Below are 14,150 nucleotides of genomic sequence, written 5' to 3'. Positions count from 1 at the left end.
GACTTGATATAGATCAACTCTTGAGCGTTTCAGACTCCCAGAATCGATGAATGTCTATCGGTAGGCGCCCCCTGACGGAGGATTTCATGAGCGACTTTCTGAGCGTTGAGCAACTGGAAGGGCTGGATGCCTACTGGCGGGCGTCCAATTATCTGGCTGTCGGGCAGATCTACCTCAAGGACAACCCGCTTTTAAAGATGCCACTGACACTGACGCACATAAAACCTCGGCTGCTGGGGCATTGGGGCACCACGCCGGGGTTGAACCTCATCTATACCCACCTCAATCGATTGATCAACCAATATGACCTCGACATGCTCTTTGTCGCCGGCCCCGGTCATGGTGGGCCGGCCGTCGTGGCGCAGACTTACCTGGAAGGGACATACACCGAATTCAATCCATCGGTGGAGCGCAACACCAACGGTCTGATCCGGTTGTTCAGACAGTTCTCCTGGCCTTACGGGATCTCCAGCCATGTTTCGGCGCAGATTCCGGGGTCGATCCATGAGGGCGGGGAGTTGGGCTATTGCCTGGCCCATGCCTATGGCGCTGCGTTCGATAACCCGGATCTGATCGTCGCGTGTGTGATCGGTGACGGCGAGGCCGAAACGGGGACGCTGGCGGCGAGCTGGCATTCCAACAAGTTCCTCAACCCGGCGCGGGACGGTGCGGTCTTGCCGATTCTGCACCTCAACGGCTACAAGATCGCTAACCCCACGGTGCTTTCCAGAATCAGCGAGGATGAGTTGTCGGCCTTGATGTACGGCTACGGTTACGATCCGTACTTCGTCGAAGGCGACGACCCCATGCAAGTGCATCAGGCCCTGGCCAGGACCCTGGACACGATGTTGCTGAAAATTCGCGAGATCCAACGTGTCGCGCGCCGGAGTCCGAAGGGTGGCCAGACCCTGGAACGGCCCCTTTGGCCCATGCTGGTATTACGTACGCCCAAGGGCTGGACCGGGCCGACATTCGTCGATGGCCATCGGGTCGAAGGCACCTGGCGTGCGCATCAAGTGCCATTGGCCGATTTCCAGCAGCCACTTCACCTGCGTCAACTCGAGGAGTGGCTCAACAGTTACCGTCCTGCCGAGCTGTTTGACGCCGACGGTGCGCTGTTACCCGAGATCGCCGCGCTGGCGCCGACCGGGCACCGGCGGATGAGCGCCAATCCCCACGCAAACGGCGGCTTGCTGTTGCGTCCGCTGGATCTGCCGCGTTTTACCGACTATGCGGTGAAGCTCGAGGCTCCGGGGTGCCTGCGGGCAGAGGCCACGAGGGTGCTGGGTGGGTTTTTACGCGCAGTGATGAAGAACAACCTGGCGTCGGGCAATTTTCGCATGTTCGGGCCGGATGAAACCGCCTCCAACCGACTGGATGCGGTCTATGAAGTCAGTGCCAAAGCGTGGATGGGCCCGCTGGAGCCCGATGATGTGAACCTGGCGGCTGATGGTCGGGTGATGGAAATCCTCAGCGAGCAGGTCTGCGAGGGTTGGCTCGAAGGCTATTTGCTGACAGGCCGGCATGGTTTGATGTCCTGTTACGAGGCGTTCATCCACATCGTCGATTCGATGGTCAATCAGCACGCCAAATGGCTGAAAACGGCCGCCGAGGTGCCGTGGCGAAAACCGATTGCCTCGCTTAACCATTTGCTGACTTCCCACGTCTGGCGCCAGGACCATAACGGTTTCTCACATCAGGATCCGGGGTTCATTGATCTGGTGGCGAACAAGAAGGCGGATCTGGTGCGAATCTATCTGCCGCCCGACGCCAATTGCCTGCTGTCGGTGGCTGACCACTGCCTCAGAAGTCGCAATTATATCAACGTCATCGTCGCCGGCAAGCAACCGGAGTGGCAATGGCTGGATATCGATGCCGCCATCCGTCATTGCCAGGTCGGGATCGGTCGATGGGACTGGGCCAGTCGGGATGATCAAGACCCGGACGTGGTGATGGCCTGCGCCGGTGACGTCCCCACCCTGGAAACCCTGGCCGCCGTGACCCTGTTGCGTGAGTACGTGCCGGATCTGCGGGTGAGGGTGGTCAATGTCGTGGACTTGATGGTGCTGCAGCCGTCGTACCAGCATCCCCATGGTTTACCGGACAGTGCATTCGATGAACTGTTTACCGTCGACAAACCGGTGATCTTCGCCTTCCACGGCTACCCGGCGCTGATCCACCGACTGCTGTACAAGCGCAATAATCATGGCAATTTCCACGTTCGTGGCTTCAAGGAAGAGGGCGCGACCACGACACCGTTCGACATGGCGGTGATTAACAACCTGGACCGCTATCAGTTGGCGTTGGACGTTATCGGGCGGGTGCCCCGACTGCACGATCAACTGCAAACCGCGCGATCGCGTTACTGGTCAACCATGGAGAAACACAAGCTCTACCTGATCGAACACGGGCAGGACCTGCCGGAAGTGCTGAACTGGCAATGGACGCCTGTGGAAGGTTGTTGAGGGCAAACCCATCGCTTTGACAATAAAACGCCCCCTGCCGGTTTATCGGCAAGGGGCAGAACTGCCGTGGATTCAGTCGGCTTTGATCGGCACGACTTTATCCGCTTTCATGGCTTCGGGCTTTTTCGGCAACGAGATGCTCAGCACGCCTTTGCTGAAACTTGCTTCGACCTTCTCGGCATCGATCCCTTTGGGCAGGCTGAACACCCGCTCGAAGGAACCATAGTGACGCTCGCTGAGGTGATAGCCCTTCCTTTTTTCTTCCTTGTCCTCTTTCTTTCTTTTCTCCTTTGATGATCAGGCTGCCGTTGGACAGTTTGATCTCAATGTTTTTCTGGTCGATACCGGGTAGCTCAGCGGTGATTTCGTAGCTCTTGTCCTTCTCGGTGATGTCCACGGCGGGCAGGCTATGCCCCGTCAGTTCCCGACGCCAGAACGGCTCGACATCAAACAGTCCTCGACCGAATGGCGACAGCCCCGAGCCGCGAGTGAAGTCTTCGAACAGGTGATCGACCTGTTGCCGGAGTTTTTCCAGGGGCCGCCAAGGGTCTGTCGCCACCGGATGCTGACTGGTTTTGTCGTCGTCATGAACCGGCATTTTTTTCACGGAATTGGCCATTTTCATTTCTCCTCTTGGTGAATGGGAGGACTGCAGACAACCCGTATGCAGGTCCACCACGACAGCACAAAAAAACCGGCACTCGGCTTTACAGGGCCAGTGTCCCGGACCACAACATCCAGCCTGCAAAGGCGGCTGCTATCCAGATAATGATCAACAGTCCTGTCTCGGGGCCGCTGAGCGCTTGTCCCTGACGCGCTTTCAGGGTGCCCAGGTAAATCAACGAACCGGGGGCGTAGAGCAACGCGCTGAGCAACATGTACTTAGGCCCGGCGGCATACAGCAGCCACAGGCAATACAGCGTGGCGACAGAGGCGATGGCCATGTCGCGCAGTTGCAGCCCTCTGTGGCCGGCGTAGGTCTGGCCCTGCCAGGTCAATTTCAGCGCGTACAGCCCGCTGAACAGATACGGCAGCAGAATCATCGAGGTAGCGAGGGAGATCAGGGCCAGGTAGCTGGCGCTCGAATACAGCGTCAGCAACAGGAACAGTTGGATGCAGCCGTTGGTGATCCACAGCGCATTGGCCGGCACACCCTGGGTGTTTTCCACGGCGAGTGTCCCCGGCATGACCTTTTCCCTCGCCGGCGTGAACACCGATTCAGCCGCCAGCAACGTCCAGGCGAGCAGGGCGCCGCCCACCGAAATGATCAAGCCGATGCTGATCAGGACCGCTCCCCATGGCCCGACTGCCGCCTCAAGCACACCGGCCATCGAAGGGTTTTTCAGGGCGGCCAGTTCCGGTTGTTTGAGAATGCCCAGCGACAGCAGGGACACCGCAATCAGCAGCAACAGGGTGATGACAAAACCGATGACGGTGGCGCGGCCGACATTGGCCCGTTCCGCCGCACGGGCGGAGAACACGTTGGCGCCCTCGATCCCGATGAACACCCAGACGGTCACCAGCATGGTGCTTTTGACTTGATCGAGGGTGCTGCCCAATGCGGGTGAACCCCAGAAGTCGACACTGAAGGTTTCACGCTGGAAGGCCGCGATCACCAGACCGATAAACAGCAGCAAGGGCACGATTTTCGCCACGGTGGTCAGCGCGTTGGCTCGCGCCGCCGTGCGCATGCCCCTGAGGATCATCCAGTGCAACGACCAAAGCACCACGGACGCCCCGACAATCGCCGCGGTGTTATTGCCTTCGCCGAACTGCGGGAAGAAGTAACTCAGTGCGGCGAACAGAATCACCAGGTAGCTGACGTTGCCGATCCAGGCGCTGATCCAGTAGCCCCAGGCTGAATTGAACCCGAGGAATTCGCCGCCCAATGCGCGGGCATAGGCAAACACGCCGTTGTCCAGCGCCGGTTGGCGGTTGGACAGGGTTTGATAGACCAGCGCCAATGACAGCATGCCGACGCCCGTGATCAGCCAGCCAATCAGGATCGCCCCGGCACCCGCACTGGCGGCCATGTTCTGCGGCAGGCTGAAAATGCCGCTGCCAATCATCGAGCCGACCACCAAGGCGATCAGCAGGCTCAAGGACAGGCGTTTGGGTTCCACCTTTCGCAAGCTGCCGGCGAGTGGGTGGGGTGACGCCGTCGGGACTGTCGGTTGCGTGCCTTGCAGGTCAGTAGCCATGGGAAGCCTCCATGAGACGAGATGTTCTGCACTCACCGCGAATGCGCAGTTGCGAACGCTGATTCTCAATGTCTATGTGAACGTCCAGCGCCTGTTTGATTTAGATCAGAAAGAAGGCAAACATCCATCTTGTCGTTCCTCAGGGTGGCGTCATGGTCAGTCGGGGGATACCGACGCGGCTTCATTGACCCGGTTGGTCAAATCAGCGCCAGTGAAACCGGTGGTGATATCGGCATGGGCCGGGCAGGCAGCTCTAATTTCCCCGGGAAACCGCAAAGGGTCCCAGGGTTATTGGCTCAAGCAAGAAGCAAATGATTGTCCACGGTCATTACACCCGGCACCGACCAGGCCGCGCGTTCCGCAATCTTGCGTTCACGCCACAAATGAACCTTGCCTTCGAGCCTCACGGCATCACCGTCGACCTTGACGTGAATCTTCTTGGCATCCACTTCGGCGTGGCGCTTGAGCGCTTCTTCGATGCGATGCTGGATATCGTTGACGTCCAGCCGGGGACGGAGGGTGAGCCGATTGTCCACGCCGACCACGCCGGACAACTTGCGCACGGCCCACTCCACGGTTTCTTTCTGGTACTGCCAATCCACTTCGCCTTCCAGGGTGATCCACCCTTTTTGCACGATGACCTGGACGCTGCCTTCGGGCACGTCGGAACTCCAGTTGATGATGTTCAAGGCACGGGTGGCGATGGTGTCATCCGCCGTGCCAGCGCCTTTCTCCAGTCGGACCTGGATTTCTTCGGCCAGCGCCCGCACCCCTTTGATGCCTTTTACAGCGCGTTCGGCGGTGATTTTCTGGGCATAGCTGTTGACGTGACCGGAGAGCGTGACGACGCCGTTGTCCACGGTCACACCGATGTTGGCGGCATCGATTTCGGGCTGGAATTCAAGCTCTTCCATAATGGTTTTACGCAGACTCAAATCGCTCATGATGATGTCCTCTGTCTGATTCGACGTTTACGACGGACCGCGAGAGCCCGGTCAGCATTGTTCTACGCCAGGGACACGGAAAATCATTGAGCTATATCAACAAGGCTTCTGTGAGACAGAAGTCGATCTGTTCGCCGATAGATAGCCACCATTAGTTGACAAAAATCAGAGGCCCCACGGGATATCGCCAGATACTGAGGCAACAGTCTGATGCCTTCCCCCGACAGGACGTCGGGCGTGCAGTAAGGCAGGTAAAGCATTCCCGGGACGAGGTCTGTGATGCTGAAACTCAAACGTATCCTATTGATTGCTCCCAGCGAGATGATCCGCACTCCGGCGTTTGACCGGGCGCATGCATTGGCCTGCGCAACCGGTGCGTTGTTGCACATCGTCGCATTCGATTACGTCCAGGCGCTGGCGGTGGCCGGGCTGTTTGACCACGACGCGATGGCTCAGGCACGGGAGGGTTACTTGCAAGTGCACCGGCACTGGCTGGAGCAGCAAGCCCGGTTTCAACGATGCATAGGGTTGCAGGTCACCACTGAAGTGGTCTGGGCCAAATCGAGCCTGGCGCACGTGCTTGAGTACGTGAATGACTTCCATGCGGACATGGTGATCAAGGACACCCACCAGGTGCAGGCCCTCGACCGAGCCTTCCATCGACCCCTGGACTGGCTGTTGCTGCGCGACTGTCCGGCCCACTTGCATCTGGTGACCGATGCCGACAATCCCAAGCCGTTGAACATACTCGCGGCCATCGACCTGTCGCATCTGGAGGAGCTGACACAAGGGCTGAATGACCGGATTCTCGACCTGGCCTCGACGCTGGCGGCCTCCTGCGGCGCTGCCTTGCACATGCTCAATGTCAGCCGTTGGGCGGTGGTGGGCGATGTGGTCACGAGTGTGCCGACACTGACCCTGGATGACAGTTTGAGAGACGCGGTCAACGATGCCCAGGACGAAGCCTTTGATGTGCTTGCCGAACGCTACGGAATCGAGAAAAAACGGCGACATCTACTGACCGGCATTCCCCATAAGGTCATCGTCCAATTCGCACAAAGTCGTGCCTTCGACATGATTGTGCTGGGCACGATCTACCGAGGCGGGATTGACAGGTTCATCGGCAGTACCGCCGAGCGCGTATTGAATCGCGCGCCTTGCAGTTTGACGGTGGTCCAACCATTGCCCTGGCTCGACTGACAGGGCGATCGGTCTCGCCCACCGTGGATGGAAGTCAGCGGTTCGTGAGCCTGAAGACACGATCGATAGCACTTACATGAATGTTCAAGGAGACGACCATGCGAATGACCTTTCTCGGTGCGGCTGGCACGGTCACGGGCAGCAAGTACTTGCTGGAACATCACGACAAACACGTGCTGATCGATTGCGGCCTGTTCCAGGGCTATAAACAACTGCGCTTGCACAACTGGGACCCGTTCCAGCTACCGGTCCGCGACCTGGAAGCCATCGTTCTGACTCACGCTCATCTGGATCACAGCGGTTACTTGCCGGTGTTGGTGCGCAACGGCTATCGCGGCCCGGTTTACGCCACGGCCGCAACCTGTGAATTGGTGAAAATCCTGCTGCGCGACAGTGGTCGCTTGCAGGAAGAAGAAGCCGAGTTCGCCAATCGTCACGGCTTCTCGAAACATGATCCGGCCCTGCCGCTTTACACTGAACAGGACGCCGAGCGGGCGTTGAAACTGTTGCGGCCGGTGGAGTTGCACCACCGGGTCGACATCGCTCCGGGCATGAGCATCAAGTTGCGCTGTGCCGGGCATATTCTTGGCGCCGCGACGGTGGAAATCGTCGCCGACGGCATCACGCTGGTGTGCTCCGGGGATTTGGGGCGGCCGAATGATCCGTTGATGTTCGCCCCGGAATCTATCGAGCAGGCCGATTATTTGCTGGTGGAATCGACCTACGGTGACCGTCGGCATCCCGACGACTCTCCAGAGGCGCAATTGGCCGAGGTCATTACCCGCACCGCGCTGCGTCACGGCATTACGCTGGTGCCGTCGTTCGCCGTCGGTCGCGCGCAGTTGCTGCTCTACCACCTGTATCGCCTGAAACAGAAACAGGCGATTCCCGACCTGCCGATCTACCTCAACAGCCCCATGGCCACCGACGTCACGCGTTTGTACCAGCGCTTTCGCAGCGAGCACCGGTTGTCCCAGGAAGAATGCGAAGGCATGTGCCATGTCGCGCATTTTGTGCGCTCGACCCGAGACTCGATCGACCTGGACCAGCAACGTACGCCGGCGGTGATCATTGCCGCCAGCGGCATGGCTACCGGCGGGCGGGTGCTCCATCACCTCAAGGCGTTGGCACCCAACCCGGTCAATACGCTGCTGGTACCGGGCTTCCAGGCAGGTGGCACCCGCGGTGCGCAGATCGTCGGCGGTGCGCCATCGGTGCGTATCCATGGCAAAGACGTGCCGATCCGGGCCGAGGTGGTGCCGATGGAGTCCCTGTCGGCGCATGCCGACGCCGATGAAATCATGCAGTGGTTGCGCGGGTTCAAACAGCCGCCGAAACACACCTACGTGGTGCACGGGGAACCCAATGCCTCGGACGTATTGCGGCGGCGCATCAGCCTTGAACTGGGCTGGTCTGTCTCGGTGCCGGAGTACCGTGACACGGTAGAACTCACAGGTGTCCGGAAGGTAAGGGGGGAAACCTGAAAGCCCCTCAGTCAAGCCAAGGCCGTGGTGTCGAAATGGCCAGGGTCGCCCGGGCGCGCCCTCAATTGTCGATCATCTACGGTGGGCAGGGGAATCAGCCGAATTGATCCTGCGCCAAGGGCTGGAGTGGCTACCGCTGACCCGGCAGGATTTCCATACGCCACTCACACCAGCATTCCATACGCTTGCTCTGTGCTTAAAAGGCTGCCACCGCCCCGTCGGAGCGAGGATCAGAACCGCCTTCCAGGCTTCCATCGGGATAACGCAGGGCACAGCCGGCATGCCCGCACGCTTCGTCGTAGTCGGCGAGCACTTCGACGTCATGCCCTCGCTCCCGAAGCTCGGCCAGGGTGTCGGGAGCAAATCGGCCTTCCAGCTTTAGGGTGTCGGAAGCCTGGCCCCAGGTGCGCCCCAGCAACCAGCGTGGCGCACTGACGGCTGCCTGAGGATTGAGGCCATGGACGACGGTGCGCGTGAAAACGGCCGACTGGCTCTGTGGCTGGCCGTCGCCGCCCATGTTGCCGTATACAAGGGTCCGGCCGTCCGCCAGGTGTGCCAGGGCCGGGTTCAAGGTGTGGAATGGCTTATTACCGGGTGCCAGGCCGTTGATGTGTTGCGGGTCGAGCGAAAACGACGCACCACGGTTCTGCCAGTTCACGCCGCTGCCGGGCAGCACAATGCCGGAACCGAATTCGTGGTAGATGTTCTGGATCATCGAAACGGCATTGCCTTGCCCGTCGATCACACCCATCCAGACCGTATCGGCCGGACCCTTGCCGCTGCCCCATGCCGCATGCCGCAGCGACCTGCGGGTCGATGTGTTTGGCCATGGCGTCCAGCGCATCGGGGGCAAGGAACGTCGAAGGGTCGATGTTCATGTACCGCGGATCGGTAATGTGTCGGTCGCGAATCTTGAACGCCTGCTTGGCCGATTCCACCGCGCTGTGCACGTAGTCCGCACTCAAATGGTGGGCAGCGCTGCCTTGCAGCCGGTCCATCAGGCCCAGAATCATCAGCGATACCAACCCCTGAGTGGGCGGTGGCATGTTGTAGACCTTACCCTGGCTGTGGGCCAACGCCAGAGGCGTGCGGTTGCAAGCAAACAGCAAATCCCCGATCCAGGCTTGGGACTGGCCATCCAGGAGCCCTGGGCCTGCAATCGTCACCAGCCCGGCGATGATGATGCCGAGCCCGATCATCCGTGATGTTCTCAGGTGTTCGCGAAGCAGCAGGGCGGCAAGACAGACGCTCATGAGCGTCAGTACGCCGAGCTGAATGACCGCGCCGTGTGCAAGCGGCGCGAACAGGTAACCGCTCGCGCCGATCAGTACAAAGAGCGGACCGGCCAGCAGCGACAAAACGATGCCGCGTCGCCAGCCGATACCTGCCAGTGTGCGAGGTGAATGGGTCAGCACCCATGGCAGCAGGACTGCACCGGCGACGGCATAGCGAATGAACGCAAGGTCACTGGCGTGCAGTCCGGCACCGATCCCGTGGCGGGAAACGGCAAGAAATGCGCCCCAGATAACCGCCGCTATCGACCCGAAGGCAATGCCATAGTGGGTGTTACGGCGACGTGACGTTAAGCCCGATACAAGTACAGTTTGGCCTGACATTGTCTGTTCATTGCTCCTGAACGCCCTCAAAACATCATTGTTTGGTAAGGGGCGCTTCATGGTAGGAGCGGGTCGTGCGACGGATAATCCCTCTGAATGGCTATGCCCTATGAAGGAAAACTTCATAAACGGTAGAACGCGTAAGGAGGGGGTAACGATGCCTTCTCCCCGCACCACGCCGGTGCGCTGCACCATGGGAATGCGGAAAAACCAGGGTCAGCATTGAATTGCACTGCCGTGACGGTATTGCCGTCCGGAGCGCGGCGATTCAATCGAATCAATTAGTGAATCAGGCCAATCGAATTTGGGTGACAGGCACACTGAGCGGCTAACACCTGTGCCAAAAGGCTACGTCCGAATACTGGTTCATTTGAATCATTCGTTTTTTTTATGGCACATCTGTTGCAATTTAACCTGCATCTTCCGCATTCATTCGTGGTTATGCCGATGGACCGTGACCTTCTTTGCGCGCAACTGAAACAGCAGTTCGAAGCCTTCCCCCGGCAAGAGCGTGCGGCAGCCAGTTTCATACTGGATAACCCGCATGAGGTCGCGGTGATGTCCATGCGTGATCTGGCACGCCTGGCCAATGTGCCGCCCTCCACCATGACCCGACTGGCCAAGCGTGTGGGCATGGCTGGATACGACGAGCTCCGCGAACTGTTCATCGATTCATTGCGTGGGCACAACAATGCTTATGGCTCTCGGGCCCATGATCTGGTCGAACTCAAGCAGCGCGTCGGCGCGCACCGGGTGATCGAGGACATGGCCAACAACGCCATCGAGCAAATCCAGTTGATGTGCGGTCAGGAAAACCTGGAGTCGATTTCACGCGCGGTGGCCTTGCTCGCCGGTGCTCGCCAAGTCTATTGCCTGGGGATGCGCTCGTCGTTTGGCGTGGCGTTTCAGTTCTCCCACGTAGCTTCTTATTTCGCGAAGAACGTGCGCCTGGTCGAAGGCGCTGGCGAAAGCGGCGTGATGTCGATTATCAACCAGACCAGCCCGAAAGATGTGGCGCTGGTGTGCAGTCTGCCGCGCTATTCGCGACGCCTGATCACCCTGACCAATTACCTGCACCAGCAGGGCGTGCGCATCATCACCATCACAGACAGTGTCACCTCGCCAACCGCTAGGTTGGCGGCTGAAACCATCATCGTGAAAAACCAGACACCGTCCTTCTACGACACCATCGTGCCGGCTATGTTGGTCAGCGAAATTCTGGTGGCGCTGATGTCGGCCACCTCCAGCCAGAACATCGAAGCCTCGGTCACCCACACCGAAGAACAACTCCTGAGCCTTGGAGAGTGGTGGGACCTGGGGTGAACAACCGACCCGCCTTCATCCGTACCTTTTTTCGAACCTTGAGCCGCTTAACCATCGGAGCACCACTATGAACGTCAATCCGCGCCAGCCCTTTAAAACAACCCTCATCGTGTCGGGGCTCTGCGCCCTGCTTTCCAGCTCGTTCGTCCAGGCGGGTGAAGCTCTCGATCAGATTCTTAAAAGTAAAGAGCTGCGTGTCGCCGTACCGGTGGATTATCCACCTTACGGTTATGTCGGCCCGGACATGGTGCCCCAGGGCCTGGATATCGACGTGGCGAAGCTGATGGCAAACAAGCTGGGCGTGAAGCTTGAACTTGTGCCGGTCACCGCACCTAATCGGGTGGCCTACATTCAGTCGGGCAAGGCCGACTTCACTATCTCCTCGCTGGGTAAAACACCGGAACGCGAGAAGGTGATCGACTACAGCATTGCCTATTCGCCGTTCTTCGACGCGGTATTTGGTGCCTCTGCGTTACCGGTCAAGTCCCTGGCCGACATGGCCGGCAAATCGGTTTCGGTGACTCGTGGATCGATGCAGGATCGCGAGCTGACCGACGCCGCCCCACAGGCTGTGGCCAAGCGTTTCGAGGACAACAACAGCACCATTGCTGCGTTCATCTCCGGTCAGACCCAAATGGTCGCTATCGGCACCACGGTCGCGGCCTCACTCAAGCAGAAAAACCCGGACCTGGACATCGCGCTCAAGGTCGTGCTGTCCAACTCGCCCAACTACATCGGCATGAACAAGGATCAGCCTGAACTGCGTGCCAAAGTGAACCAGATTATTCGTGCTGCCAAGGCGGACGGGACACTGGATGCCATTTCGCAGAAATGGCTGGGAGCCCCTGCAGGCGAGCTTCCAGAGTAACCATGAGCGAACTTACCCCAACCCTCGTCGCGCTATCGCGCTGGAGCTCGACAGTCCGCCTGGAGCAGATTCCGCCCGCGGTCCTGCTCGCTGCCAAGCGCTGCCTGATCGATACGATCGGGGTCACGCTGGCGGGCAGTGACAGCGACGTCGCCACTCAGGCGCGAACGATCAGTCTCGCCGTCAGCGCCGCCGGAGATTCAGTATTGCTGGGGCATGCACAATGGCTCAGCGCGCCAGCAGCTGCCTTCGTCAACGCGACGGCCGGACATGCGCTGGACTTCGACGACAACTGTTATCCGGGTGTTGTCCATGGATCGGTGGTCATCATGCCAGCCGCCCTGGCCGTGACGCAGCTGCGTGACCTGGATGGCGCGGCGCTGCTGACGGCGTTCGTGGTCGGATCCGAGTGTGAATATGCACTGGCCAAAGCACTGACTCGACAGCTCTATGAACGTCGCTGGTGGACCACAGGGTTGCTGGGTGTGGTGGGGGCCTGCGCTGCGGCGTGCCATGCGCTGGGGCTCGACGCCGAACGTACGGCATCAGCGCTGGGTATTGCACTGTCCGGCACGGGCGCGATGAAAGCCGGTTTTGGCACCGACGCCAAGGCCCTGATGGCCGGGCGCACCAGTGAAACCGGGGTCATGGCCGCCTTGCTCGCCGAGCAGGGCAGTCGCGGGCCGGTGGATATCGTCGAACATGCCAATGGCCTGGCTGCGATGTTCAACGCGGGTGTACTCAAGACGCTACCGCTGCCGGGGCAGCACTGGAACCTGCTGGCCCCCGGCGTCGACATAAAGCGCATACCGCTTTGCCTGTCATCCCATGCTGCGGTGGATGCGCTAAAGGCAATGCTCGGGAGCGGCGTGGTAGCGGTTAAAGATATCGCCGAAATTATCTGCGACGTCCCACCCATCGTGATCCAGAACCTGATCCATGACCTGCCCACACAGCGCCAGCAAGCGCAGTTCAGCATGCCCTTCGCCATGGCCGGAACCTGTCTGCTGGGGGAAATCACGCTCGGTGCCTTGACCGCTGAAACGATCAATCGCCTGGACATGCAAGGCCTGATGAAGCGCGTGCGCATGTGCAGCAGCGAGCGCTGGGACACCGAACGGCTTGACTCCGCCCCTGAAGGGGCATGGGTCAAGGTGCTATGCAACGACGGCCGCAGCGTCGAGCGGTTTTGCGCAATGCCCCTTGGGTCAGCCGTCAATCCACTGTCTCAAGCGCAACTGCGCGACAAGTTCATGGGGTGCACCACCCCGGTAATGCCAGCGCTTCAAGCGCAAGGACTGTTTGAACGCCTGGAACAGCTGGAGCGTACCCCCCGTGTTCGCCGCCTCCTGCCTTACACACATCCTGTGGAACCGACCGACTCATGACATTAGATTTTTCTGTGGTACTCACTCAATGGCCGTTGTTGCTGGACGGATTACTGTTGACGGTATTCCTCACGCTGTTGTCGGCAGTTTTCGGCACCGCATTGGGTATCGCCTGCGGTCTGGTCCGCAGCAAAGGGCCGTTGTGGGCGCGCTGGACAGTGGGTCTGTACGTCGAGCTGATCCGCAATACGCCGTTCATCATTCAGCTGTTCTTCATCTTTTTCGGGCTACCGGGCCTGGGGCTGAAAATGACCGCGCTGACCGCTGCGATCCTGGCCAACGTGATTAATCTGGCGGCCTATGTCAGCGAGATCGCCCGTTCAGGTATTGAGGCGACACCTGATGGACAAATCGAGGCGGCGCAAAGCCTTGCGCTGGATCGCTGGCAAATCTTCTCCAGGGTGATCCTGCCTCCGGCAATCAAACGTGTGTGGCCGGCTCTGGTCGGCCAGATGGTTATCATCATGCTCGGGTCCGCGGTGTGCAGCCAGATATCCACCGAAGAGCTGACCTACGCCGCGAACCAGATCGCCAGCAACTCATTCCGTAATTTCGAAACCTACATCGTGGTCGCAGGCCTGTATCTGCTGCTCTCCATCGCCCTGCGCCGCCTGCTGAACTGGGTCGGTCCGCGCTTCATCTTTGGCCGCTGAGGGATAAC

At 59.6% G+C, this 14,150-nt stretch carries 10 protein-coding genes and 2 pseudogenes; 7 read left to right on the top strand and 5 right to left on the bottom strand.

Features of this window, described 5'->3' with window-relative positions; translation table 11 throughout:
• Positions 1 to 86 precede the first annotated feature (86 nt).
• Positions 87 to 2,465: a phosphoketolase family protein gene (locus tag ACYZUD_RS08435; protein ID WP_462023534.1), complete on the top strand. Its 2,379-nt coding sequence runs from the start codon at positions 87 to 89 to the stop codon at positions 2,463 to 2,465.
• Between the two features lie 72 nt (positions 2,466 to 2,537).
• Here the strand turns inward: ACYZUD_RS08435 and ACYZUD_RS08430 are convergent.
• The 3 genes and pseudogenes from ACYZUD_RS08430 to ACYZUD_RS08420 all read right to left on the bottom strand — a co-directional run bounded on the left by ACYZUD_RS08430 (position 2,538) and on the right by ACYZUD_RS08420 (position 5,610).
• Positions 2,538 to 3,084, bottom strand: a pseudogene (locus ACYZUD_RS08430) (Hsp20/alpha crystallin family protein).
• 88 nt (positions 3,085 to 3,172) lie between these two features.
• On the bottom strand, positions 3,173 to 4,666 hold the full coding sequence (gene arcD / locus ACYZUD_RS08425) for an arginine-ornithine antiporter (RefSeq protein WP_462023533.1): 1,494 nt from the start codon (positions 4,664 to 4,666) through the stop codon (positions 3,173 to 3,175).
• Between the two features lie 296 nt (positions 4,667 to 4,962).
• Positions 4,963 to 5,610 carry a BON domain-containing protein gene (locus ACYZUD_RS08420; protein WP_462023532.1) on the bottom strand — a complete coding sequence of 216 codons (648 nt, stop codon included), beginning with the start codon at positions 5,608 to 5,610 and terminating at the stop codon, positions 4,963 to 4,965.
• Between the two features lie 279 nt (positions 5,611 to 5,889).
• Here ACYZUD_RS08420 and ACYZUD_RS08415 point away from each other — a divergent pair, with 279 nt between their 5' ends.
• On the top strand, positions 5,890 to 6,810 hold the full coding sequence (locus ACYZUD_RS08415; protein WP_462023531.1) for a universal stress protein: 921 nt from the start codon (positions 5,890 to 5,892) through the stop codon (positions 6,808 to 6,810).
• 98 nt (positions 6,811 to 6,908) lie between these two features.
• Positions 6,909 to 8,294, top strand: a complete 1,386-nt coding sequence (locus ACYZUD_RS08410) for an MBL fold metallo-hydrolase RNA specificity domain-containing protein (RefSeq protein ID WP_462023530.1) — start codon at positions 6,909 to 6,911, stop codon at positions 8,292 to 8,294.
• 196 nt (positions 8,295 to 8,490) lie between these two features.
• Here ACYZUD_RS08410 and ACYZUD_RS08405 read toward each other — a convergent pair whose 3' ends face one another.
• Both ACYZUD_RS08405 and ACYZUD_RS08400 read right to left on the bottom strand, forming a co-directional pair.
• On the bottom strand, positions 8,491 to 9,009 hold the full coding sequence (locus ACYZUD_RS08405) for a gamma-glutamyltransferase (RefSeq protein ID WP_462023529.1): 519 nt from the start codon (positions 9,007 to 9,009) through the stop codon (positions 8,491 to 8,493).
• A 139-nt stretch (positions 9,010 to 9,148) separates the two neighbouring features.
• Positions 9,149 to 9,910, bottom strand: a pseudogene (locus ACYZUD_RS08400) (DMT family transporter); the annotation flags it as partial.
• A gap of 447 nt (positions 9,911 to 10,357) precedes the next feature.
• Here ACYZUD_RS08400 and ACYZUD_RS08395 point away from each other — a divergent pair.
• From ACYZUD_RS08395 to ACYZUD_RS08380, 4 genes are all read left to right on the top strand, one after another.
• Positions 10,358 to 11,233 (top strand): MurR/RpiR family transcriptional regulator, encoded by an 876-nt coding sequence (locus tag ACYZUD_RS08395; RefSeq protein WP_462023528.1) that lies wholly within the window; start codon positions 10,358 to 10,360, stop codon positions 11,231 to 11,233.
• 67 nt (positions 11,234 to 11,300) lie between these two features.
• On the top strand, positions 11,301 to 12,101 hold the full coding sequence (locus ACYZUD_RS08390; protein ID WP_462023527.1) for a transporter substrate-binding domain-containing protein: 801 nt from the start codon (positions 11,301 to 11,303) through the stop codon (positions 12,099 to 12,101).
• Positions 12,102 to 12,103: 2 nt separating this feature from the next.
• Complete coding sequence (locus tag ACYZUD_RS08385; RefSeq protein ID WP_462023526.1) at positions 12,104 to 13,489, top strand: MmgE/PrpD family protein; 1,386 nt, start codon at positions 12,104 to 12,106, stop codon at positions 13,487 to 13,489.
• On the top strand, positions 13,486 to 14,142 hold the full coding sequence (locus tag ACYZUD_RS08380) for an amino acid ABC transporter permease (RefSeq protein ID WP_462023525.1): 657 nt from the start codon (positions 13,486 to 13,488) through the stop codon (positions 14,140 to 14,142). The genes ACYZUD_RS08385 and ACYZUD_RS08380 overlap by 4 nt, the downstream gene beginning before the upstream one ends.
• The last annotated feature ends 8 nt before the right edge of the window (positions 14,143 to 14,150 follow it).

It is taken from the genome of Pseudomonas sp. XS1P51, from assembly GCF_054897845.1.
This window is presented reverse-complemented; position numbering and strand designations above follow the sequence as displayed.